We start from the raw sequence: 20,081 nt of genomic DNA on the forward strand, positions 1-20,081 counted from the left end.
CTCTGGGAGCCGACTTCCTCTGGATGCGCACGAACCTCCAAAACGAAAAAGGACGGTGGTTGCCCACCGCCCTTTTCCAAATGTCGCCAGGTCAGCGAACCGAAGGCTCAGCCCTCGATCACCTCGACCATGTGCGGCAGCTTGCGGATCATGCCGCGGACCTCGGGGCTGTCTTCCAGCTCCGAGACCTTGTGCATCTTGTTGAGGCCAAGGCCGATCAGCGTTGCGCGCTGATCCTTGGTGCGGCGGATCGGCGAACCGATCTGCTTGATCTTGATCTTCGCCATGATCGTTTACTCCGTAACGGCCGCAGCGTCCGCCTCGGCGGTCTGCGAACCACCGCGGCCGAGCAGGTCGGCGATCTTCTTGCCACGGCGCTGCGCGACCGACTTCGGCGAAGTCTGCTCACCCAGTGCCTCGAACGTGGCGCGGATCATGTTGTACGGGTTCGAGGTGCCGACCGACTTGGTCACCACGTCGGCCACGCCCAGCGATTCGAAGATCGCGCGCATCGGGCCGCCGGCGATGATGCCGGTACCCTGCGGCGCCGAACGGACGGTCACGCGGCCTGCGCCGAAGTGGCCGTTGCCGTCGTGGTGCAGCGTGCGGCCTTCCTTCAGCGGAACGCGGATCATCGCCTTCTTCGCCGAAGCGGTCGCCTTCGAGATGGCTTCCGGCACTTCGCGCGCCTTGCCATGACCGAAGCCGACACGGCCCTTGCCGTCGCCGACGACGACGAGCGCCGCGAAGCCGAAGCGCTTACCGCCCTTCACCGTCTTCGAGACGCGGTTGATGTGGACGAGCTTTTCGATCAGCTCCTCGCCACCGTCGTCCTGCGGACCACCGCGACGATCGTCGCGACGACCACGGTTGCCATCGCGACCGCCACGGCCGCGGTTGTCACCGCCGCCGCCCGGGCCGCCACGGCCACGGCCGCCACGCGAACCACGACCCTGCTGCTGCTGGTCGGGAGCCGCCTGGCCGGCGTCCTGCGCCTCGACCGGTGCTTCGGTCGTGTTGATTTCATCGGCCATCTTAGAACTCCAATCCGCTCTCACGCGCGGCATCCGCCAGCGCCTTGACGCGACCATGGTAGAGGAAGCCACCGCGGTCGAAGACGACCTGGGTGATGCCTGCGGCCTTGGCGGCCTCGGCAACGCGCTTGCCCACTTCCTGTGCCGCGGCGATCGTGGCGCCGGTCTGGCCACGCACGTCCTTCTCGAGCGTGGAAGCCGAGGCGACGGTGCGACCTGCGGCGTCGTCGATCACCTGGGCATAGATGTGCTTGCCCGAGCGATGGATCGACAGACGAGGACGGCCACCGGCCCGCGCACGCAGCGCGGTACGGTTGCGGCGACGACGCTTTTCGAAAAGCGAAAGACCCTTGGTGCTGATCACTTCTTCTTCCCTTCCTTGCGGAAGATGAATTCGCCATCGTACTTGATGCCCTTGCCCTTATAGGGCTCCGGCTTGCGCCAACGGCGGATTTCCGCGGCCACCTGGCCGACCTTCTGCTTGTCGATGCCCGAGATCTCGACCGTGGTCTGATCCGGCGTCTTGATCTCGATCCCCTCGGGGATGTCAAAGTTGACGTCGTGCGAATAGCCGAGCTGCAGCTTCAGGACCTTGCCCTGCGAAGCAGCGCGGTAGCCCACACCGGTGATCAGCAGCTTCTTGGTGAAGCCGGTGGTCACGCCGGTGACGAGGTTCTGCACCAGGGTACGCTGCATGCCCCAGAAGGCACGCGCGCGCTTGGTCTCGTTCGCCGGCTGCACCGAGATGCCGCCGTCGGTCACTTCGTACTTGATGTCGTCCGCGAGCGGCATGGTGAGGGTGCCCTTGGGCCCCTTCACCGAGATCTGCCCGCCGTCGACGGTCGCGGTCACGCCCGCGGGGACGGGAACCGGCTTCTTACCGATGCGGCTCATCAGAACACCTCCGCGAGCACTTCGCCGCCGACATTCTGTTCGCGCGCTTCCGCATCGGACAGAACGCCGCGAGGCGTCGAGACGATCGTGATGCCCAGGCCGTTACGGACGCGCGGAAGCTCCTGCGAACCCGAATAGACACGGCGGCCGGGCTTCGAGATGCGCGCGACGTGCTTGATCGCCGGCTGGCCCTCGAAATACTTCAGCTCGATGCGGATGCCGGCCGCGGGGCCCATCTGCTCTTCGCTGTAGCCACGGATATAGCCCTCGCGCTGAAGCACGTCGAGGACACGGACACGCAACTTCGACGCCGGCGTGAGGACAGAGTCCTTGCGCGCGCGCTGACCGTTGCGGATGCGGGTGAGCATGTCACCCAGGGGATCGGTCACTGCCATCTTGCGTGTCCTTTACCAGCTCGACTTCGTGACACCCGGGATCAGGCCCTTGTTGGCCAGATCGCGCAGCATGACACGTGCGAGACGGAACTTGCGGTAATAAGCGCGGGGACGACCCGTCAGCTCACACCGGTTGCGAATGCGGGTCGGGTTCCCGTTGCGGGGGATCTCGGCCATCTTGAGCCGTGCGATGAGACGCTCGGTCTCATCCAGGCTTTCGTCGTTCGCAATCGCCTTGAGCTTCGCGTACTTGCCGGCGTACTTCTTCACCAGCTGCTTGCGACGCTCGTTCTTGTTGATCGAACTCAGTTTCGCCATGACTTAAGTTCTTCCTTCCTTACGCCGCCTGCTTCGTTTCGCCGTCCGCCTGCGGGAACGGGAAACCGAAGAGACGGAGAAGCTCGCGAGCCTCGTCATCCGTCTTGGCAGTGGTGGTAACGATCACGTCCATGCCGCGCACCTTGTCGATGCGGTCATAGTTGATTTCGGGGAACACGAGCTGTTCCTTCAGGCCGCAGGCATAGTTGCCACGACCGTCGAACGACTTCGGGTTCAGGCCGCGGAAGTCGCGGACGCGCGGGAGAGCGATCGTGATGAAACGATCGAGGAACTCGTACATGCGCTCACGACGAAGGGTAACCTTCGCACCGATCGGCATGCCCTCACGCAGCTTGAACTGCGCGATCGACTTCTTCGCCTTGGTCACGACGGGCTTCTGGCCGGCGATCAGTTCCATTTCAGAAGCGGCCTGCTCGACCTTCTTCTTGTCCTGGGTGGCTTCGCCAACGCCCATGTTCAGCACGATCTTTTCGATGCGCGGAATTTCCATGACGTTCTTGTAGCCGAACTTCTCGGTCATCGCCTTGACGATCTGCTCGTCATAGAGCTTGCGCAGGCGGGGAGTGTAGGAATCAGCCATTGATGACATCCCCGGTCTTGACGGCGACACGAACCTTCTTGCCGTCGCGGGTTTCGAAGCGGACGCGCGTCGCCTTGCCGTCGGCGGTCACGTGCGCGACCTTCGAGACATGCAGCGGCGCCTCGATGCGCACCAGGCCACCCTGGGGCTCGCCCTGGGTCGGCTTCTTGTGGCGCACGGCGATGTTCACGCCGGAGACGACGACCTTGTCGTCCTTCGGCAGCGACTTGACGACCTCACCGGTCTTGCCCTTGTCCTTGCCGGACAGGACAACGACCTTGTCGCCCTTCTTGATCTTGGCAGCAGCCATCACAGCACCTCGGGGGCGAGCGAAATGATCTTCATGAAGCCCTTCGAGCGGAGCTCGCGGACCACCGGGCCAAAGATACGGGTGCCGATCGGCTCCTCGTTCTTGTTGACCAGCACGGCGGCGTTACCGTCGAAACGGATCACCGAGCCGTCGGTGCGGCGGATGTCCTTCGCCGTGCGGACGATAACCGCGCGGTGGACGTCGCCCTTCTTAACCTTGCCGCGGGGAGCGGCTTCCTTGATGCTGACGACGATGACGTCGCCCACGCCGGCGAAGCGACGCTTCGACCCGCCCAGCACCTTGATGCACTGCACCCGCTTCGCGCCGCTGTTGTCAGCGACGTCGAGATTGGACTGCATCTGGATCATCGATCCGGTTCCTTCTCGTTTGGCCTGCCGGGACGCGCCCGGTGGTTCCGTTTCTAATGCGTCACCCCGGCCTCACGGCCGGGGCACCAAAGCGGCGGCCTATGACCGCAACTCGAGTTCTCCGCAAGAGCGGAGATGACGATTATGCGTCGACCGTGTTCGGCGTCGCGTGGGTATCAACCCGCCCGATCACCTTCCAGGTCTTCAGCTTGGAGATCGGCGCAGTCTCTTCGATGCGCACGGTCTCGCCGGCCTTGTACTCATTCGCCTCGTCATGGGCGTGGTACTTCTTCGAGCGGCGGATGATCTTCCCGTAGAGCGGGTGCTTCACCTTACGCTCCACCAGAACCACCACGGTCTTGTCGCCCTTGTCCGAGACGACATTTCCGGTCAGCACGCGCTTCGGCATGGTCTCGGTCCTCTTACTTGGCAGTCGAGCGCGAGCGCTCGTTCTGCAGCGTCTTGATACGGGCGATGTCGCGACGCACTTCCCGCACGCGGGTCGGCTTCTCGAGCTGGCTGGTGGCCGCCTGGAAGCGCAGGTTGAACTGCTCGCGCTTCAGGTTGCCCAGCTGCTCGGCGAGCTGGTCGTCGGTGTTGGCCCGAAAGTCGGTTGCCTTGGTCATTTCTCTCAGCCCTCCAGGTGCGTCGTGTCGCCGAGGCGGGCGACGACCTTGGTCTTGATCGGCAGCTTCATCGCAGCGCGCTCGAACGCTTCCGCCGCGAGCGGGCCGGGAACGCCGTCCAGCTCGAACAGGATGCGGCCGGGCTTGACGCGGGCGACCCAGAACTCCGGCGAACCCTTGCCCGAGCCCATGCGGACTTCGGCGGGCTTCGACGAAACGGGGACGTCCGGGAAGATGCGGATCCAGAGACGACCCTGACGCTTGATGTGACGCGTGATCGCGCGGCGAGCCGCCTCGATCTGGCGCGCGGTGATCCGCTCGGGCTCCATCGCCTTCAGGCCATAGGAGCCGAAGTTGAGCGCCGTACCACCCTTGGCTTCGCCATGGATGCGGCCCTTGAAGGCCTTACGGAACTTGGTGCGCTTCGGTTGCAGCATTGTTCTGTCCTAGTCCTTAGCGGCGATGATCGTCGCGCGACGGGCGCACGCCCGAGGTCTGTGCCTCGAGGTTCAGCCGGTCCTGCGCCATCGGATCGTGACCGAGGATTTCGCCCTTGAAGATCCAGACCTTCACGCCGCACACGCCGTAGGCGGTGTGGGCTTCGGCCTCGGCATAGTCGACGTTCGCGCGCAGCGTGTGCAGCGGAACGCGGCCTTCGCGGTACCATTCGGTGCGGGCGATTTCCGCGCCGCCCAGACGGCCGGCGCAGGTGATACGGATGCCTTCGGCGCCGAGACGGAGAGCCGACTGCACCGCGCGCTTCATCGCACGACGGAACGCGATACGGCGCTCCAGCTGGTCCGCCACGCCCTGCGCGACGAGCTTCGCATCGACTTCCGGCTTGCGGATCTCGACGATGTTGAGCGAGACGTCGGACGAGGTCATCGCGCCGAGCGTCTTGCGCAGCTTCTCGATGTCCGCGCCCTTCTTGCCGATGATCACGCCGGGGCGTGCCGCGAAGATCGAGATGCGGCACAGCTTGGCCGGACGCTCGATGACCACCTTCGAGATCGCGGCCTGGGGCAGCGTCTTGACGATGAACTTGCGGATCTTGAGGTCCTCGAGAAGGAGCCGACCGTAGTCGGCGCCTTCCGCGAACCAGCGGCTGTCCCAGGTGCGGTTGATCTGCAGACGCAGACCGATGGGATTGCTCTTCTGACCCATTATGCTTCTTCCTGCTCGCGCACGACGATGCGCAGACGGCTGAACGGCTTCAGGATGCGGGTGGACTTGCCACGGCCGCGCGTCGCGAAGCGCTTCATCGTGATCGACTTGCCGACCGACGCCTCGGCGACGACGAGCGCGTCGACGTCGAGGTTGTGGTTGTTCTCGGCATTGGCGATGGCCGACGCCAGAACCTTGCGCGCGTCGACCGCCATCGCCTTCTTGGAGAAGGCGAGGATGTTCATCGCTTCAGCCGCGGTACGACCACGGATGAGACCGGCGACCAGGTTCAGCTTCTGGGCCGAACCACGGATCTGGGTGGCGACGGCAAGGGCTTCCTTGTCGCCGACCTTGCGGGGGGCTGCCTGCTTGCTCATTAGCGCTTACCCTTCTTGTCCGCGGCGTGGCCGGGGAAGAAACGGGTCGGCGCGAACTCGCCGAGCTTCATGCCGACCATGTCCTCGTTGACCGAGACCGGGACGAACTTGCGGCCGTTGTAGACGTTGAACGTCAGACCAACGAACTGCGGCAGGATCGTCGAACGACGCGACCAGGTCTTGATCGGGCCAGCGCGGGTGCCGGCGTCCTGAGCGGTTTCTGCCTTCTTGAGCAGATGCAGGTCCACGAACGGACCCTTCCATACGGAGCGAGCCATCTATCAGCCCTTCTTCTTCGCGTGACGCGAACGGATGATCATCTTGTCCGTCGCCTTGTTGTGGCGGGTGCGCGCACCCTTGGTCGGCTTGCCCCACGGGGTGACCGGGTGACGGCCGCCCGAGGTACGACCTTCACCACCGCCGTGCGGGTGGTCGACCGGGTTCTTCGCGACACCGCGGGTAAGCGGACGCGAACCCTGCCAGCGGCTACGACCGGCCTTACCGAAGTTCTGGTTCTGGTTGTCGGGGTTCGACACCGCACCCACGGTCGCCATGCAGGCGGCGTGGATGTAGCGCTGCTCACCCGAACCCAGACGCACGATCACCATGCCGCGGTCACGACCGACGACCTGGACATACGCACCGGCCGAACGGGCGATCTGACCGCCCTTGCCCGGCTTCATCTCCACATTGTGGACGATGGTGCCGACCGGGATCTGGCCCAGCTCCATGGCGTTGCCCGGCTTCACGTCGGTCTTCTTGCCCGCGATCACCTTGTCGCCGACAGCGAGACGCTGCGGGGCGATGATGTAGGCGACGCGATCCTTGCCGGCTTCGTCGGCGCCGTAGTTGATCAGCGCGATGAAGGCGGTGCGGTTCGGGTCATACTCGATCCGCTCGACGGTGCCTTCGACGTCCCACAGGCGGCGCTTGAAATCGACGATGCGATAGCGCTGCTTGTGACCGCCGCCGATGCCACGCGAAGTGACATGGCCCTTGTTGTTGCGGCCGCCGGTCTTGGTCTTGCCTTCGGTCAGCGCCTTGACGGGGCGACCCTTGAAGAGCTGCGAGCGGTCGATCAGGATCAGCCCGCGGACGCCCGGCGACGTCGGATTATAGTTCTTGAGCGCCATGGTCTCAGATCCCCGTGGTCACGTCGATCTGTTCGCCCTGGGCGAGCGTCACGACCGCTTTCTTAAAGTCCGAACGGCGGTAGGGCGCGCCCTTCCACTTCTTGGTCTTGCCCTTCTGGACGAGGGTGTTCACGCCGGTGACCTTGACGTTGAACAGCGCCTCGACGGCAGCCTTGATCTCCGGCTTGGTCGCATCGTTGGCGACCTTGAAGACCACGGCGTTCGCCTCGGAGACGAGCGTCGACTTTTCGGTGATGTGCGGGGCGAGCACCACGTCGTAGTGACGGATGTCGACCGGCTTGGACTGCTTAGCCATTGAAGCGCGCCTCCAGCTTCTCGACGGCAGCGCGGGTCAGGACCAGCGTGTCGCTCTTCAGGATGTCGTAGACGTTGGCGCCGATCGCCGGCAGCACGTTGACCTGGTGCAGGTTGCCTGCCGCCAGCGCGAACGTGGTCTCGACGGTGTCGCCATCGATCACCAGCGCCTTCTTGCCGAAGCCCAGCTTTTCCAGGTTGCCCACGAGCACCTTGGTCTTGCCGTTCTCGACGACCAGGCTGTCCATGACGATCAGCGAACCAGCCTTGGCGTGGCTCGACAGCGCCATCTTCAGGCCCAGCGTGCGGATCTTCTTGTTCAGCGACGGATTGAAGTCGCGAACACGCGCACCGTGCGCCTTACCACCGCCGATGAACACCGGCGCGCGGCGATCGCCGTGACGTGCGGTACCACCGCCCTTCTGGCGGCCCCACTTCTTGCCCGTACGCGCAACGTCCGCACGCTCGCGGGTGCCGCGGGCAGTGCCGCGACGCTTCTCGAGCTGCCAGGTGACGACGCGGTGCAGGATGTCGGCGCGCGGATCGAGACCGAAGATCTCGTCGTTGAGCTCGATATCGCCCTTCTCGGCGGCGTCGAGGGTTTGAACCTTGACCTTCACTTAGCCCTCCTGGCCTTCGGTGGCTTCCGGAGCCGCCACTGCGGGCGCTTCGGCGGGAGCCTCGTTGCTGTTCGCGACGGTCTTCAGACCGGCGGGGTACGGCGCTTCGGCGTGACGGGCGACCTTGACGGCGTCCTTCACGATCAGCCAGCCGCCCTTCGAGCCCGGAACCGAACCCTTGACGAAGATCAGGCCGCGTTCGGCATCGGTGCCGACCACTTCCAGATTCTGCTGGGTGCGATTGCGGTCGCCCATGTGGCCGGCCATCTTCTTGTTCTTGAAGACGCGACCCGGATCCTGGCGGTTACCGGTCGAACCGTGCGAACGGTGCGAGACGGAAACGCCGTGGGTGGCGCGCAGACCGCCGAAGCCCCAACGCTTCATGGCGCCGGCGAAACCCTTACCCTGGGTACGGCCCGACACGTCGACCAGCTGGCCTGCGACGAAATGGTCGGCCGAGATTTCGGCGCCCACGTCCAGCAGACCATCTTCCTCGACGCGGAATTCGCAGAGGATCGCCTTCGGCTCGACTTCGGCCTTGCCGAAGTGGCCGCGCTGCGGCTTGGCGACGTTCTTGGCCTTCGCCGTGCCGGCGCCGACCTGAACGGCCACATAGCCATCCTTGTCGGTGGTGCGCTGTGCCACCACCTGGACGCCTTCCAGTGCCAGAACGGTCACCGGCACGTGCCGGCCGTCGTCCTGGAACAGGCGGGTCATCCCCATCTTCTTCGCGATAACGCCAGTGCGCATCGGCCTGTTGCTCCTATTACAGAGGCACCCCCGGGACCATTCCCGCGGGTGCGTGTTCAACCCTGAATGTTTTACTGCGAAGCCCCCGTCCGGGCTGAACCTCCACCTTGCGGTGGAAGAGACGGGGGACGCAGGCCCGGCCACTCGAAAGCCGCCGGCGGTATCCCTTGTCGCTGCGGGCCTGTCCGGCCCGCCACTCCTTGCGTTGGATCGGGAAACGATCCGGTCGAGGAGGATGGCGACTCCAATGCAGGAGCCGCGAATCTCGAGGAAGCGGCGCCTTTACGTCAGCTACGCTTCCATGTCCACCGCATTAAAGGGTGAACGCCAAAAGCCCCCGCGAAGCGCGGGGGCTGGAGCCGGCTCAGGCCAGCTTGATCTCGACGTCGACGCCGGCGGCCAGGTCGAGCTTCATAAGCGCGTCCACGGTCTGCGGGGTCGGCTGAACGATGTCGAGCATGCGCTTGTAGGTGCGCGTCTCGAACTGCTCGCGCGACTTCTTATCGATGTGCGGGCCACGGTTGACCGTGAACTTGTCGATGTGAGTCGGGAGCGGGATGGGGCCACGGATGAGGGCGCCGGTACGGCGGGCGGTGTCGGCAATGTCGCCGGCAGCCTGATCGAGCACGCGGTGATCGAACGCCTTGAGGCGAATGCGGATATTCTGCGTTTCCATGGTCCTACCGATGCGAAAGAGCGGGGCAACGCACCCAATTGCCATCCCGGCGAAGCCCCGGCCCCTGCCCCATCCGCTGCTAGAGCGATTCGGGCGGCGCCGGTTGAACCGGAACGGCGGCTGGATGGCCGCCTCTTGCTGTTGAACTCAAAACTCGAAGGGCGCGCCTTTAACGGGCCTTCTATAAAAAGGCAACCGCCCGGCACTCATTTTCTGAGTGCCGGGCGGAACCTTTTTGCAGTCACCTGCGGGCCGAGGCCCGCAAATGCTTACTTGTCGATCGAGGCAACCACGCCCGCGCCGACGGTACGACCGCCCTCACGGATGGTGAAGCGCTGGCCGACGTCCATGGCGATCGGCGCGATCAGCTTGACGCCGAGCGCGATGTTGTCGCCCGGCATCACCATCTCGGTGCCCTCGGGCAGCTCGACGGTGCCGGTCACGTCCGTGGTACGGAAGTAGAACTGCGGACGATAGTTCGCGAAGAACGGCGTGTGACGGCCACCCTCGTCCTTCGACAGGACGTACACTTCCGACTTGAACTCGGTGTGCGGCTTGATCGAGCCCGGCTTCGCCAGAACCTGACCACGCTCCACCTCGTCGCGAGCGACGCCACGCAGCAGCGCACCGACGTTGTCGCCGGCCTGGCCCTGGTCGAGCAGCTTGCGGAACATCTCGACGCCCGTGACGGTGGTCTTGCGGGTGTCGTGAATGCCGACGATCTCGACTTCCTCACCAACCTTGATGATGCCGGTTTCGACACGGCCGGTCACCACGGTGCCGCGACCCGAGATCGAGAACACGTCTTCGATCGGCATCATGAACGGCTTGTCGAGCGGACGCTCCGGCTCCGGGATCGACTCGTCGACAGCCGCCATGAGCGCCAGGATGGCGTCCTTGCCGAGCTTGTCGTCGGTCGCGTTCAGAGCGGCGGTCGCCGAACCACGGATGATCGGAATGTTGTCGCCGTCGAACTCACGCTTGGAGAGCTCTTCGCGGATTTCCATCTCGACCAGCTCGAGGATTTCCTCGTCGTCGACCAGGTCGCACTTGTTGAGGAACACGACCATGGTCGGCACACCGACCTGACGGGCGAGCAGGATGTGCTCCTTGGTCTGCGGCATCGGACCGTCGGTCGCTGCCACCACCAGGATCGCGCCGTCCATCTGCGCTGCGCCGGTGATCATGTTCTTCACGTAGTCGGCGTGACCCGGGCAGTCGACGTGCGCGTAGTGACGGCTGTTCGTCTCATACTCGACGTGTGCGGTCGAGATGGTGATGCCGCGCTCGCGCTCTTCCGGAGCCTTGTCGATGTTCGCGAAATCGACCGCTGCGTTGCCCGCAACGTTCTCCGCCAGGATCTTCGTGATCGCAGCCGTCAGCGACGTCTTGCCATGGTCGACGTGACCGATGGTGCCGATGTTGAGGTGCGGTTTGCTCCGATCGAACTTTGCCTTCGCCATTGTCTTCCTACCTTCTGATTCAATTTCCCGTGCCGCCATGGGGACTCGCGAGAACGCGGCCCCATAGCGGCTGTTTTCCGATTACGCCAGCTTTGCCTTCACTTCGTCGGCGACGTTGGCGGGCACCTCGTCATAGTGCGAGAACTGCATCGTGTACTGCGCACGGCCCTGGGTGAACGAGCGGAGCGCGTTCACGTAGCCGAACATGTTTGCCAGCGGCACCATGGCAGTGACGGCCTGCGCGTTACCGCGGGTGTCCGTGCCCTGGATCTGGCCACGACGGCTGTTCATGTCGCCGATGACGTCGCCCAGATAGTCTTCCGGGGTGACGACTTCGACCTTCATGATCGGCTCGAGCAGCTTGATGCCGGACTTCTGCGCCGCTTCGCGCATCGCTGCACGGGCGGTGATTTCGAACGCCAGCGCCGACGAGTCGACGTCGTGGTACGCACCGTCATACAGCAGCACTTCGAAGTCGATGATCGGGAAGCCGACCAGCGAGCCCGTAGCTGCCGTCTCGCGGAAGCCCTTCTCGATCGCGGGGATATATTCCTTCGGAATGTTACCGCCCTTGATCTCGTCCTTGAAGACGAAGCCCGAACCGCGCTCGCCCGGCGTCAGCTTGACCTTGACGCGGCCGAACTGGCCGGTGCCGCCCGACTGCTTCTTGTGCGTGTAGTCGATGTCGACCGGCTTCGCGAGATATTCGCGATACGCCACCTGCGGCGCGCCGACGTTCGCCTCGACCTTGAACTCGCGCTTCATGCGGTCGACCAGGATCTCGAGATGGAGCTCGCCCATGCCCTTGATGATGGTCTGGCCGCTCTCCGAGTCGGACGAGACGCGGAACGACGGGTCCTCGCGGGCAAGACGATTGAGCGCGACGCCCATCTTTTCCTGGTCCGCCTTGGTCTTCGGCTCCACCGACAGCTCGATCACGGGCTCGGGGAATTCCATCCGCTCGAGGATGATCGGAGCGTTCTGCGCGCAAAGCGTGTCACCGGTCGTGGTATCCTTGAGGCCGGCGAGCGCGACGATGTCGCCCGCATAGGCTTCCTGGATGTCCTCACGGCTGTTCGCATGCATCAGCAGCATGCGGCCGACCTTTTCCTTCTTGTCCTTCACCGAGTTCATCACGGTGGTGGCCGCTTCGAGCTTGCCCGAATAGATGCGCGCGAAGGTCAGGGTGCCGACGAACGGGTCGTTCATGATCTTGAACGCCAGCGCCGCGAACGGCTCGGTGTCCGAGGACGGACGCTCGTCCGGCGTCTCGCCGTCGAGCTTCACGCCCTTGATCGCCGGAACGTCGAGCGGGCTCGGCAGATAGTCGATCACCGAGTCGAGCAGGGGCTGCACGCCCTTGTTCTTGAACGCCGAACCGCACACGACCGGGACGAACGCCATCTCGAGCGTGCCCTTGCGGATCAGGCGCTTGAGGTCGGCGACGCTCGGCTCGTTGCCTTCGAGATAGGCTTCCATCAGCTCGTCATCGAGCTCGACGGCCATCTCGATCAGGTCGCTGCGATACTTCGCGGCCTTCTCGGCGAGATCCGCCGGGATTTCCTGATATTCGAACTTCGCGCCCAGGCTCTCTTCGAGCCAGATGATCGCGCGGTTCTCGACCAGGTCGACGAGACCCTTGAAGCCGCCCTCGATGCCGATCGGGAGATACAGCACCGCCGGACGCGCGCCGAGGCGGTCGACGATCGAGTTGACGCAGAAATAGAAGTCGGCGCCGGTGCGGTCGAGCTTGTTGATGAAGCACATGCGCGGCACGCCGTACTTGTCGGCCTGGCGCCACACGGTTTCCGACTGCGGCTCAACGCCGGCAACGCCGTCGAAGCACGCAACCGCACCGTCGAGCACGCGCAGCGAACGCTCGACTTCGATGGTGAAGTCGACGTGGCCGGGGGTGTCGATGATGTTGATGCGGTGCTCTTCGCCCTTGCCGTCGGCAGCGCGCCAGAAGCACGTGGTAGCAGCAGACGTGATCGTGATCCCGCGCTCCTGCTCCTGCTCCATCCAGTCCATCGTCGCGGTGCCTTCGTGCACTTCGCCGATCTTGTAGGACTTGCCGGTGTAATAAAGGATGCGCTCGGTCGTGGTCGTCTTACCGGCGTCGATATGGGCCATGATGCCGATGTTGCGGTAACGCTCGAGCGGATGGCTGCGGGCCATGATCGTGGTTTCCTTGAAAATTTGGGGAGCCGGACCGTCCGGCTCCCCAATATGTAGGGTCGAAAGTTACCAGCGGTAGTGGCTGAAGGCGCGGTTCGCTTCCGCCATGCGGTGCGTGTCTTCGCGCTTCTTCACCGCGTTGCCGCGGTTGTTCGCCGCATCCATCAGCTCACCCGAAAGACGGGCGGCCATGGTGTGCTCGCTGCGATTGCGGGCCGAGGTGATCAGCCAGCGGATCGCGAGCGCCTGCGCACGCTCCGGACGAACCTCGACCGGAACCTGGTAGGTCGCACCGCCGACGCGGCGGCTGCGGACTTCGATGCCGGGCTTCACGTTGTTCAGCGCGTCATGGAACACACCGATCGGCTCGCGCTTCGCGCGCTGCTCGACGGTCTGGAGGGCGCCATAGACGATCGCTTCCGCGACTGCCTTCTTGCCGTCCAGCATGACCGAATTCATGAACTTCGATAGAACCTGATCCCCATAGACGGGATCGGGCAGGATTTCCCGCTTTTCGGGACGACGACGACGTGCCATCTCACATAATTCCTTCTGATCTTCAGCCGATCCGGAACACGTCCGGGGCTTACTATGGCCTGATTACTTCGGACGCTTCGCGCCGTACTTCGAACGGCTCTGCTTACGATCCTTGACGCCCTGCGTATCGAGCACGCCGCGAAGGACGTGGTAGCGGACGCCGGGAAGATCGCGCACACGGCCACCGCGGATGAGCACCACCGAGTGCTCCTGCAGGTTGTGGCCTTCGCCCGGGATGTAGCTGATGACTTCGCGGCTGTTGGTCAGACGGACCTTGGCCACCTTGCGAAGTGCCGAGTTCGGCTTCTTCGGGGTCGTCGTGTACACGCGGGTGCAGACACCGCGCTTCTGCGGGTTCTGTTCCATCGCAGGGACCTTGGACTTGGCCTTCTGCGGTTCGCGGCCCTTGCGGACCAGCTGGTTAATCGTCGGCATGAAGCCCTTCACCTTTCAGATGGTTACTTTGCTGGAGCCCTGTTGGACAGAATACGAAAAAGCCCCGAAGGCCTCAGCCCCCCGGGCGATTGCGTCTCCAGCAACGTTCAGCTCTTTGTACCCAAGGCAGGAATCGCCCTACCCGGAACCGGGCGGCCTATACCGATGCAGGGCGATCCGGTCAACAGCGCCGCCCCTCGGGCCGCCGCAGCGCCGGCGTTAACCCTTTCCAGGGGCTGATCCCCGGCGGCAGCTGTGCTAGCCCGCCTGCCGAATGGGTTCAACATGGGGATGTGGCGCATGTTCAACGGCAATCGCAATCGGGACGATCGCGCAGCGTCCGCGGGGAGCACCGCGCATAGCAATGCCCGGCGCGGGCAGTTCTCGGTGCTCGGCGCCGACATCGTCATCACCGGCAACCTCGTCGCCACCTCGGACCTGCATATCGACGGACGGATCGAGGGCGACGTCCGCTGCGGCAGCCTGGTGCAGGGCGCCGAGAGCCAGATCTTCGGCCGAGTCGAGGCTGAGGACGCGCGGCTCGCCGGATCGGTCGAGGGATCGGTGCGCGCCCGCCAGCTCACGATCGAGCGCACCGCGCGGATCACCGGCGATGTCGAATATGAGACGATCATGGTCGAACAGGGCGGCCATATCGACGGCCGGCTCAAGCATATCGGCGGCGCGACCGCCTCGGTCGCGCCGCCGGTGCTGATCAAGGCGAGCGAGGAAGCGGCCTGAGGCCCCTTCCCCCGCCGCTCACATGCCCTTGATCATGTCGTAGTGCTTGGAGATGACGGGCTCGGCATCCTTCGCGAAGTCGCGCAGCTGCGCCACGTCGCCGCCCTGCGCATAGGCCTGCACCGCGTCGAGCGCCTTGCGGTGCGCGACGACCTGCTGGCTCTTGTACGCGGTGTCGAACTGCGTGCCGGTGGCCGATTCGAGCGTCTTCAGGTTCGCCTGCTGCTCGTCGGTCATCGCCGGCGCCGGGGTGATCGCCGGGCTGGCCTTGCCGCCTGCGGTCTTCAGCATGGCGGTGGACTTGGTGTGATCCTCGACCATCTGCTTGCCGAAGCTCTTCAGGTCGGCAGTGGTCGCCTTTTGCTGGGCGAGCTTGCCCGCGGCGATCTCGAAGGCGTCGCTCGCCGCGACGGTGTTGGCGAAGTCCTGGCCGGTCATCGGCGCGACCGCCATGGCGTTGCCGTCCATGCCGTTCATCGCGCCCATATTGTCGCCCATGCCCGTCTCGCCGGCGGGGACGTTGGTGATCGTGTCGCCGCTGTTCATGGCATCGGTGCCGCCATTGCTGTTGCCGCCGCAGGCAGCGAGCGCGAAGATCGGGGCGGCGCTCAGGATCAACAGGTGCTTCTTCATCATTCAGACCTCCTCGTTTCCGGGACCGAACGCCCCGCCCCCGGCCGCGTTCCGGAACGAGCAGCTTATGTGTTTGAGTTAGCAACATAAGTTATGAAATGGCGCCATATTCGCGCGGTGGCAGCCAACGGATCGTCGGCAAATTGGTGCAGCGCAACGCAATTGATGCAGCGCGCAAACTTACGTTACTTTTCATCCATTTGCCGGTCAAAGTCGGCGCGTACCTGAGGAGCCTCACTGCAAGAGGATTCCCACGATGCACCAGGATGAACGCACCCGCCGCATGGAACGCCTGCGAAGCTCGATCGCACTGCTGCTGTTCGGGCTGGGCACGCTTGCCTTCCTGATCGCGATTGACCGCCCCGAATGGTTCCACCTGCGCCCGGCGAGCGGCACCGCCGCCGCCATGTCCCATGCATCGAGCCCCGCGCCCGACCGGAACGACGGCTGACCGGACCTACAAACGTTTTCGCGCGTATAGTCCGCCCATGATCGTCACCACCGCCCCCCGCGCGAAGCAGGTTCTCCGCGAAATCTGGATGCCGCTGGCGCTGCTGTTCCTCTGGGACGTGATCGTCACCATCATCTATTATGTGCTGCCGTTCCGCGCGCCCTCGCTGCCGCTGACGCTGTTCGGATCGGTGCTGGCGCTGTTCCTCGGCTTCCGCTCCAACTCGGCCTATCAGCGCTGGTGGGAAGGGCGCGGGCTGTGGGGGCTGATGATCAACGCCAGCCGCAACCTCGCCCGGATGGCACGCAACTATCTGCCCGATGGCGAGGCGGTGGATCTCAAGCGCACCATCGTGCTGCGCCAGATCGCCTATGTGAATGCGCTGCGCTGCCAGCTGCGCCGCCAGCCCGCCGATCAGGAAGTGTTGCGCTTCCTCTCGCAGGGCGAGGCGGACTATGCGCTGGCGCGCACCAATATCGCCAACGGCATCGTCGACGGCACCGGCCGGCGGATCGAGATCGCGCGCTCGAAGGGCTGGATCACGTCGATGCAGCAGCATTCGATGGAAAGCGTGCTGATCGACATCGCCAATGCCCAGGGCGGCATGGAGCGGCTGAAGAACACGCCGCTGCCGATGCAATTCCGCTTCGTGCCGACCGCCTTCACCCATATCTTCTGCGTGCTGCTGCCGATCGGTCTGGTCGAGACGCTGGGCGTGGCGACGCCGCTGGGTTCGACGATCGCCGGGCTGATGTTCCTGGCCGTGCTGGCGATCGGCGACGACCTGGTCGACCCGTTCGCGAACACGGTGCACGACCTGCCGCTCAATTCCATGTGCCGCACGATCGAGATCGACCTGCTGCAATCGATCGGCGACCCCGCCCCCGATCCTGCGACGCCCGACAAGCAAGGTGTGCTGTGGTGAGTTGCATGCTGGCCGCCCCTCACAACGTCATCCCGGCGAAAGCCGGGATCCATTGGGGTCTCCTGTTCGGCGCCTGCTGATAGCGCATGGCGAATGGATCCCGGCTTCCGCCGGGATGACGGCTGAGAGGGATGGCTTGCCGTCGTCCCCCTCCTGCCGCTACAGCGCACCGCGTAACGGGTGCCCTCCCCTGAAGGGAGGGTGAAAAGGGAAGCCGGTCCAGAGTCCGGCGCTGCCCCCGCAACTGTAGCCGGTGAGCCGGCGTGCCAATCTGCCACTGGAGCCCATGCTTCCGGGAAGGCGGCGCGCCTGCGACGACCCGGGAGCCAGGAGACCTGCCCGCTACGGTCGATTCCTTCACGCGGGCGGGGTGCACCGGGTGATCGGGGCTGAAATCCCCGTGTGAGCGACACCAAACCATGCGGGAGCAGCGCGCTCCCCATACCGGGTGTCTGTACCAATGCAGTTCTTCAAGCTTTCCCTGTTCGCCACCGCCGCGCTCGCGCCGCTGGTGGCCCATGCCGATCCCGACGACGACCGCATCGTCGTCGTCGCCAGCGGCGTCGCCCAGCGCGCCGATACGGTCGGGCGGTCGATCACCACCATCGATCGCGACGAGATCGAGCAGCGCCAGACCGTGGCGCTCTCGGACCTGCTCGCCACCACCCCCGGCGTCACCGTCGTCCGCAATGGCGGACTCGGCACCGCGACCGCGCTCAGCATCCGCGGGGCGCAGAGCGACCAGACGCTGGTGCTGATCGACGGCATCCGCGTGGGCGATCCCTCCGCGACCGGCGGTGCGTACAACTTCGCCAGCCTGCTCGCCGGGTCGGTGGAGCGCGTCGAGGTGCTCCGCGGGCCCAATTCGGTGATCTGGGGCAGCCAGGCGATCGGCGGCGTGGTCAACGTGACGACGCTCCAGGGTGCGCAGGGCCTGCATGTCCGCGGCAATGCGGAGGGCGGATCGTTCGGCACGTTCAACGGCAATGCCGCGATCGCCGGCGGCAACGACCGGATCACCGCCGGGCTGACCGCGGGCTATCTCACCACCGACGGCATTTCGGCGGCAGCGAACGGCAGGGAGGCGGACGGCTATCGCCAGGTCGGCGCGACCGGCAATGTCGAGGTGCAGCTGACCCCCGGGCTAGCGCTCGACCTGCGCGGCTATTATGCCGACAGCAAGGTCGATCTCGACGGCTATGCGCCCCCCACCTACGACTTCGGCGATACGAACGAATACGCCAAGACGCAGGAGATTTACGGCTATGCCGGGCTGAAGAACGAGGCGTTCGGCGGCAGGCTGCACAACCGGCTGGGCTTCACCCTCTCCGACATCCACCGCGACGGCTATAACGACGATTCGTCGATCGCCTATCGCTACCGTGGCCGCGCCGAGCGCTACACCTACCAGGGCGACGCCACGCTCGCCGAGCAGCTCCGGCTGGTGTTCGGCGCCGAGCATGAGCAGAGCCGCATCCGCTATGACGAGGGCTTCGGCAGCGCCGGGCGCTATTCGGTGGGCATCACCAGCTTCTACGGCCAGGCGATCGTCACGCCGGTAGCACCGGTCACGCTGACCGGCGGCATCCGCCACGACGACCACGACACGTTCGGCGGCCACTGGACCTGGAACGGCGACCTCGCGGTGCGCGCGACCGCCAGCACGGTGCTCCACGCCAGCTTCGGCGAGGGCTTCAAGGCGCCGACGCTCTACCAGCTCTATAGCGCCTATGGCGATCGCGCCCTCCGGCCCGAGACCGCGAAGAGCTATGAAGCGGGCGTGCGGCAGACGCTGGCCGGCGGCAAGGTCGCCCTGGGGGCCACCTGGTTCCATCGCGATTCGGACAACCAGATCGACTATAACTTCGATACCTCGACCTATTACAACCTCAACAAGACCCGCGCGGAGGGTGTCGAGCTCGAAGCGCTGCTCCAGCCGGTCACGGCGCTGACGGTGCGGGCGAATTTCACCCATGTCTTCTCGGAGAACCGCAGCGCAGGCTATCTCGGCAACGACCTGCCGCGCCGCCCGCGCGACACCGCCAATGTCTCGGCCGATTATCGCTTCCCCTTCGGGCTCGCGATCGGCGGCACCGTGACGATGGTCGGCGACAGCTTCAACGATGTCGGCAACCGCACCCCGATCGACGGCTATGCGCTGGCCAGCGTGCGGGCGGAGATGCCGGTGACGAAGCTGCTTTCGGTCTATGGCCGCGTCGATAATATCGGCGACGTGCGCTACCAGCAGATCACCGGCTACGGCACCTATGGCCGCGCTGCCTTTGGCGGCGTGCGGGTGCGCTTCCAGTGAGGTTCGGCGCCGCGCTGCTCGCCTGCCTGGGGCTCGCGGGCTGCGCGGCGCCGCCGTCCCAGGGCGGCGGGGGTATCGTCTCGATGAACCCCTGCGCCGATGCGACGCTCATGGAACTGGTGCCGCCGTCGCGGATCGCCGCGATCAGCCATTATTCGCAGCGCGCCGACTCGACCTCGATCCCGCTCGACGTCGCGCGCCGCTTCCGCGGCAATAACGGCACCGCGGAGGAAGTGATCGGCCTCAGGCCCGACCTGGTGGTCGCGAGCAGCTTTACCGCCCCCTCGACTCGCGAAGCCTTTGCCCGCGCCGGGCTGAAGGTGCTCTACCTCAATATCCCGCCCTCGATCGCCGACAGCAAGGCGCAGGTGACCGAACTCGCCGCCGCCGTCGGCACGCCCGCCAAGGGCGCCGCGCTCAACGCCCGCATCGACGCGGCGGTGGCGGCCACACGCTGGAAGGGCTCAAAGGCCCCCGCGCTGCTGTGGATCGGCGGCAACCTCGTTACCGGCGGCAAGACGCTGCTCGACGACCTGATGACCACCGCCGGCTTTTCCAACCAGGCCGCGCATTACGGCCTCACCCATACAGGCCATCTGCCGATGGAGCGGGTGATCGCCGACCCGCCCCGCGTGATGCTCGCCCCCGAGGCCGCGGGCCATGACGGTGATTCGCGCGCCGCGATCCTGCGCAAGCGCGCCATCGCCGAGACCGGCCTCAAGGTCACCCAGGCGCAGTTCTCGCGAAGCCTCGTCAATTGCGGCGGCCCAGTGATCCCCGCAGCCCTCGCGCGCCTCGCCGAGATTCGCCGCCAGGTCCGCTGAGC

The 20,081-nt window shown here is 65.1% G+C and carries 30 protein-coding genes and 1 riboswitch; of the genes, 5 read left to right on the top strand and 25 right to left on the bottom strand.

What is annotated here, in order from left to right; all coding sequences use genetic code 11:
* Positions 1–107: 107 nt before the first annotated feature.
* The 24 genes from rpmD to rpsL form a co-directional block, all read right to left on the bottom strand.
* Positions 108–287 (bottom strand): 50S ribosomal protein L30, encoded by a 180-nt coding sequence (gene rpmD, locus ABIC65_RS09390; protein WP_019369689.1) that lies wholly within the window; start codon positions 285–287, stop codon positions 108–110.
* A 6-nt stretch (positions 288–293) separates the two neighbouring features.
* Positions 294–1,034 carry a 30S ribosomal protein S5 gene (gene rpsE / locus ABIC65_RS09395; protein WP_064313333.1) on the bottom strand — a complete coding sequence of 247 codons (741 nt, stop codon included), beginning with the start codon at positions 1,032–1,034 and terminating at the stop codon, positions 294–296.
* Between the two features lies 1 nt (position 1,035).
* Positions 1,036–1,395 (bottom strand): 50S ribosomal protein L18, encoded by a 360-nt coding sequence (gene rplR, locus ABIC65_RS09400; protein ID WP_174539078.1) that lies wholly within the window; start codon positions 1,393–1,395, stop codon positions 1,036–1,038.
* Positions 1,395–1,928, bottom strand: coding sequence for a 50S ribosomal protein L6 (rplF, locus tag ABIC65_RS09405; protein ID WP_064313335.1), 534 nt, complete (start codon positions 1,926–1,928; stop codon positions 1,395–1,397). The genes rplR and rplF overlap by 1 nt, the downstream gene beginning before the upstream one ends.
* Positions 1,928–2,323: a 30S ribosomal protein S8 gene (gene rpsH, locus ABIC65_RS09410; protein WP_010545734.1), complete on the bottom strand. Its 396-nt coding sequence runs from the start codon at positions 2,321–2,323 to the stop codon at positions 1,928–1,930. The genes rplF and rpsH overlap by 1 nt, the downstream gene beginning before the upstream one ends.
* 12 nt (positions 2,324–2,335) lie before the next feature.
* Positions 2,336–2,641, bottom strand: a complete 306-nt coding sequence (gene rpsN / locus ABIC65_RS09415; RefSeq protein ID WP_010545733.1) for a 30S ribosomal protein S14 — start codon at positions 2,639–2,641, stop codon at positions 2,336–2,338.
* Positions 2,642–2,660: 19 nt separating this feature from the next.
* Positions 2,661–3,242: a 50S ribosomal protein L5 gene (gene rplE / locus ABIC65_RS09420; protein ID WP_093294265.1), complete on the bottom strand. Its 582-nt coding sequence runs from the start codon at positions 3,240–3,242 to the stop codon at positions 2,661–2,663.
* Complete coding sequence (rplX, locus tag ABIC65_RS09425; protein WP_354308268.1) at positions 3,235–3,552, bottom strand: 50S ribosomal protein L24; 318 nt, start codon at positions 3,550–3,552, stop codon at positions 3,235–3,237. Before rplX ends, rplE begins: the two co-directional genes overlap by 8 nt.
* Complete coding sequence (gene rplN / locus ABIC65_RS09430; RefSeq protein WP_010545730.1) at positions 3,552–3,920, bottom strand: 50S ribosomal protein L14; 369 nt, start codon at positions 3,918–3,920, stop codon at positions 3,552–3,554. The genes rplX and rplN overlap by 1 nt, the downstream gene beginning before the upstream one ends.
* 142 nt (positions 3,921–4,062) lie before the next feature.
* On the bottom strand, positions 4,063–4,329 hold the full coding sequence (gene rpsQ, locus ABIC65_RS09435; protein ID WP_064313337.1) for a 30S ribosomal protein S17: 267 nt from the start codon (positions 4,327–4,329) through the stop codon (positions 4,063–4,065).
* 13 nt (positions 4,330–4,342) lie between these two features.
* Entirely contained in the window at positions 4,343–4,546 is a 204-nt protein-coding gene (gene rpmC, locus ABIC65_RS09440; RefSeq protein ID WP_010545728.1) for a 50S ribosomal protein L29, read from the bottom strand.
* A gap of 5 nt (positions 4,547–4,551) precedes the next feature.
* On the bottom strand, positions 4,552–4,983 hold the full coding sequence (rplP, locus tag ABIC65_RS09445) for a 50S ribosomal protein L16 (RefSeq protein WP_010545727.1): 432 nt from the start codon (positions 4,981–4,983) through the stop codon (positions 4,552–4,554).
* A gap of 16 nt (positions 4,984–4,999) precedes the next feature.
* Entirely contained in the window at positions 5,000–5,710 is a 711-nt protein-coding gene (rpsC, locus tag ABIC65_RS09450) for a 30S ribosomal protein S3 (RefSeq protein WP_354308270.1), read from the bottom strand.
* Positions 5,710–6,087 carry a 50S ribosomal protein L22 gene (rplV, locus tag ABIC65_RS09455; protein ID WP_010545725.1) on the bottom strand — a complete coding sequence of 126 codons (378 nt, stop codon included), beginning with the start codon at positions 6,085–6,087 and terminating at the stop codon, positions 5,710–5,712. The genes rpsC and rplV overlap by 1 nt, the downstream gene beginning before the upstream one ends.
* Entirely contained in the window at positions 6,087–6,365 is a 279-nt protein-coding gene (gene rpsS, locus ABIC65_RS09460; protein ID WP_264607826.1) for a 30S ribosomal protein S19, read from the bottom strand. Before rpsS ends, rplV begins: the two co-directional genes overlap by 1 nt.
* Positions 6,366–6,368: 3 nt before the next feature.
* Positions 6,369–7,220 (bottom strand): 50S ribosomal protein L2, encoded by an 852-nt coding sequence (rplB, locus tag ABIC65_RS09465; RefSeq protein WP_093294269.1) that lies wholly within the window; start codon positions 7,218–7,220, stop codon positions 6,369–6,371.
* A 4-nt stretch (positions 7,221–7,224) separates the two neighbouring features.
* Complete coding sequence (locus ABIC65_RS09470) at positions 7,225–7,536, bottom strand: 50S ribosomal protein L23 (protein ID WP_010545722.1); 312 nt, start codon at positions 7,534–7,536, stop codon at positions 7,225–7,227.
* Positions 7,529–8,155, bottom strand: coding sequence for a 50S ribosomal protein L4 (gene rplD / locus ABIC65_RS09475; RefSeq protein WP_141988652.1), 627 nt, complete (start codon positions 8,153–8,155; stop codon positions 7,529–7,531). Before rplD ends, ABIC65_RS09470 begins: the two co-directional genes overlap by 8 nt.
* Complete coding sequence (rplC, locus tag ABIC65_RS09480; protein ID WP_121074307.1) at positions 8,156–8,905, bottom strand: 50S ribosomal protein L3; 750 nt, start codon at positions 8,903–8,905, stop codon at positions 8,156–8,158.
* Between the two features lie 364 nt (positions 8,906–9,269).
* On the bottom strand, positions 9,270–9,581 hold the full coding sequence (gene rpsJ, locus ABIC65_RS09485) for a 30S ribosomal protein S10 (RefSeq protein WP_010545719.1): 312 nt from the start codon (positions 9,579–9,581) through the stop codon (positions 9,270–9,272).
* A gap of 269 nt (positions 9,582–9,850) precedes the next feature.
* Positions 9,851–11,044, bottom strand: a complete 1,194-nt coding sequence (gene tuf, locus ABIC65_RS09490) for an elongation factor Tu (protein WP_064313341.1) — start codon at positions 11,042–11,044, stop codon at positions 9,851–9,853.
* Between the two features lie 81 nt (positions 11,045–11,125).
* Positions 11,126–13,222 (bottom strand): elongation factor G, encoded by a 2,097-nt coding sequence (fusA, locus tag ABIC65_RS09495; RefSeq protein ID WP_064313342.1) that lies wholly within the window; start codon positions 13,220–13,222, stop codon positions 11,126–11,128.
* A 66-nt stretch (positions 13,223–13,288) separates the two neighbouring features.
* On the bottom strand, positions 13,289–13,759 hold the full coding sequence (gene rpsG, locus ABIC65_RS09500) for a 30S ribosomal protein S7 (RefSeq protein ID WP_064313343.1): 471 nt from the start codon (positions 13,757–13,759) through the stop codon (positions 13,289–13,291).
* 63 nt (positions 13,760–13,822) lie between these two features.
* Positions 13,823–14,194, bottom strand: a complete 372-nt coding sequence (gene rpsL / locus ABIC65_RS09505; RefSeq protein WP_010545715.1) for a 30S ribosomal protein S12 — start codon at positions 14,192–14,194, stop codon at positions 13,823–13,825.
* A 300-nt stretch (positions 14,195–14,494) separates the two neighbouring features.
* Here rpsL and ABIC65_RS09510 point away from each other — a divergent pair, with 300 nt between their 5' ends.
* Positions 14,495–14,935 carry a bactofilin family protein gene (locus ABIC65_RS09510; protein ID WP_354308609.1) on the top strand — a complete coding sequence of 147 codons (441 nt, stop codon included), beginning with the start codon at positions 14,495–14,497 and terminating at the stop codon, positions 14,933–14,935.
* Between the two features lie 18 nt (positions 14,936–14,953).
* On the opposite strand, the gene ABIC65_RS09515 is transcribed toward ABIC65_RS09510, so the two are convergent.
* Positions 14,954–15,571, bottom strand: coding sequence for a DUF4142 domain-containing protein (locus tag ABIC65_RS09515; protein ID WP_354308271.1), 618 nt, complete (start codon positions 15,569–15,571; stop codon positions 14,954–14,956).
* A 253-nt stretch (positions 15,572–15,824) separates the two neighbouring features.
* Here ABIC65_RS09515 and ABIC65_RS09520 point away from each other — a divergent pair, with 253 nt between their 5' ends.
* The 4 genes from ABIC65_RS09520 to ABIC65_RS09535 all read left to right on the top strand — a co-directional run bounded on the left by ABIC65_RS09520 (position 15,825) and on the right by ABIC65_RS09535 (position 20,079).
* Positions 15,825–16,019 (top strand): hypothetical protein, encoded by a 195-nt coding sequence (locus ABIC65_RS09520; RefSeq protein WP_093294278.1) that lies wholly within the window; start codon positions 15,825–15,827, stop codon positions 16,017–16,019.
* A 37-nt stretch (positions 16,020–16,056) separates the two neighbouring features.
* Positions 16,057–16,944 carry a bestrophin family protein gene (locus tag ABIC65_RS09525; protein WP_354308272.1) on the top strand — a complete coding sequence of 296 codons (888 nt, stop codon included), beginning with the start codon at positions 16,057–16,059 and terminating at the stop codon, positions 16,942–16,944.
* Between the two features lie 161 nt (positions 16,945–17,105).
* A riboswitch (cobalamin riboswitch) is annotated at positions 17,106–17,301 on the top strand.
* A 103-nt stretch (positions 17,302–17,404) separates the two neighbouring features.
* Positions 17,405–19,255, top strand: coding sequence for a TonB-dependent receptor plug domain-containing protein (locus ABIC65_RS09530; protein WP_354308273.1), 1,851 nt, complete (start codon positions 17,405–17,407; stop codon positions 19,253–19,255).
* Positions 19,252–20,079, top strand: a complete 828-nt coding sequence (locus ABIC65_RS09535) for an ABC transporter substrate-binding protein (RefSeq protein WP_354308274.1) — start codon at positions 19,252–19,254, stop codon at positions 20,077–20,079. Before ABIC65_RS09530 ends, ABIC65_RS09535 begins: the two co-directional genes overlap by 4 nt.
* The last annotated feature ends 2 nt before the right edge of the window (positions 20,080–20,081 follow it).

It is taken from the genome of Sphingomonas trueperi, assembly GCF_040545665.1.
Taxonomy (GTDB): Bacteria; Pseudomonadota; Alphaproteobacteria; order Sphingomonadales; family Sphingomonadaceae; genus Sphingomonas; species Sphingomonas trueperi_B.

What these genes read in the sequence shown, in the direction of transcription:
- rplP (WP_010545727.1), bottom strand. Translation starts at nt 4,983, where the DNA reads ATGCTGCAACCGAAGCGCACCAAGTTCCGTAAGGCCTTCAAGGGCCGC.
- rpsS (WP_264607826.1), bottom strand. Translation starts at nt 6,365, where the DNA reads ATGGCTCGCTCCGTATGGAAGGGTCCGTTCGTGGACCTGCATCTGCTC.
- rpsG (WP_064313343.1), bottom strand. Translation starts at nt 13,759, where the DNA reads ATGGCACGTCGTCGTCGTCCCGAAAAGCGGGAAATCCTGCCCGATCCC.
- ABIC65_RS09470 (WP_010545722.1), bottom strand. Translation starts at nt 7,536, where the DNA reads ATGGCTAAGCAGTCCAAGCCGGTCGACATCCGTCACTACGACGTGGTG.
- ABIC65_RS09530 (WP_354308273.1), top strand. Translation starts at nt 17,405, where the DNA reads ATGCAGTTCTTCAAGCTTTCCCTGTTCGCCACCGCCGCGCTCGCGCCG.
- rpsL (WP_010545715.1), bottom strand. Translation starts at nt 14,194, where the DNA reads ATGCCGACGATTAACCAGCTGGTCCGCAAGGGCCGCGAACCGCAGAAG.
- tuf (WP_064313341.1), bottom strand. Translation starts at nt 11,044, where the DNA reads ATGGCGAAGGCAAAGTTCGATCGGAGCAAACCGCACCTCAACATCGGC.
- rplV (WP_010545725.1), bottom strand. Translation starts at nt 6,087, where the DNA reads ATGAGCAAGCAGGCAGCCCCCCGCAAGGTCGGCGACAAGGAAGCCCTT.
- ABIC65_RS09515 (WP_354308271.1), bottom strand. Translation starts at nt 15,571, where the DNA reads ATGATGAAGAAGCACCTGTTGATCCTGAGCGCCGCCCCGATCTTCGCG.
- ABIC65_RS09520 (WP_093294278.1), top strand. Translation starts at nt 15,825, where the DNA reads ATGCACCAGGATGAACGCACCCGCCGCATGGAACGCCTGCGAAGCTCG.
- rpsJ (WP_010545719.1), bottom strand. Translation starts at nt 9,581, where the DNA reads ATGGAAACGCAGAATATCCGCATTCGCCTCAAGGCGTTCGATCACCGC.
- rplB (WP_093294269.1), bottom strand. Translation starts at nt 7,220, where the DNA reads ATGGCGCTCAAGAACTATAATCCGACGTCGCCGGGCGTCCGCGGGCTG.
- rpsE (WP_064313333.1), bottom strand. Translation starts at nt 1,034, where the DNA reads ATGGCCGATGAAATCAACACGACCGAAGCACCGGTCGAGGCGCAGGAC.
- rplC (WP_121074307.1), bottom strand. Translation starts at nt 8,905, where the DNA reads ATGCGCACTGGCGTTATCGCGAAGAAGATGGGGATGACCCGCCTGTTC.
- rpsN (WP_010545733.1), bottom strand. Translation starts at nt 2,641, where the DNA reads ATGGCGAAACTGAGTTCGATCAACAAGAACGAGCGTCGCAAGCAGCTG.
- rpsQ (WP_064313337.1), bottom strand. Translation starts at nt 4,329, where the DNA reads ATGCCGAAGCGCGTGCTGACCGGAAATGTCGTCTCGGACAAGGGCGAC.
- rpsH (WP_010545734.1), bottom strand. Translation starts at nt 2,323, where the DNA reads ATGGCAGTGACCGATCCCCTGGGTGACATGCTCACCCGCATCCGCAAC.
- rplE (WP_093294265.1), bottom strand. Translation starts at nt 3,242, where the DNA reads ATGGCTGATTCCTACACTCCCCGCCTGCGCAAGCTCTATGACGAGCAG.
- fusA (WP_064313342.1), bottom strand. Translation starts at nt 13,222, where the DNA reads ATGGCCCGCAGCCATCCGCTCGAGCGTTACCGCAACATCGGCATCATG.
- rpsC (WP_354308270.1), bottom strand. Translation starts at nt 5,710, where the DNA reads ATGGGTCAGAAGAGCAATCCCATCGGTCTGCGTCTGCAGATCAACCGC.
- rplF (WP_064313335.1), bottom strand. Translation starts at nt 1,928, where the DNA reads ATGAGCCGCATCGGTAAGAAGCCGGTTCCCGTCCCCGCGGGCGTGACC.
- ABIC65_RS09510 (WP_354308609.1), top strand. Translation starts at nt 14,495, where the DNA reads ATGTTCAACGGCAATCGCAATCGGGACGATCGCGCAGCGTCCGCGGGG.
- rplN (WP_010545730.1), bottom strand. Translation starts at nt 3,920, where the DNA reads ATGATCCAGATGCAGTCCAATCTCGACGTCGCTGACAACAGCGGCGCG.
- rpmD (WP_019369689.1), bottom strand. Translation starts at nt 287, where the DNA reads ATGGCGAAGATCAAGATCAAGCAGATCGGTTCGCCGATCCGCCGCACC.
- rplX (WP_354308268.1), bottom strand. Translation starts at nt 3,552, where the DNA reads ATGGCTGCTGCCAAGATCAAGAAGGGCGACAAGGTCGTTGTCCTGTCC.
- rpmC (WP_010545728.1), bottom strand. Translation starts at nt 4,546, where the DNA reads ATGACCAAGGCAACCGACTTTCGGGCCAACACCGACGACCAGCTCGCC.
- ABIC65_RS09525 (WP_354308272.1), top strand. Translation starts at nt 16,057, where the DNA reads ATGATCGTCACCACCGCCCCCCGCGCGAAGCAGGTTCTCCGCGAAATC.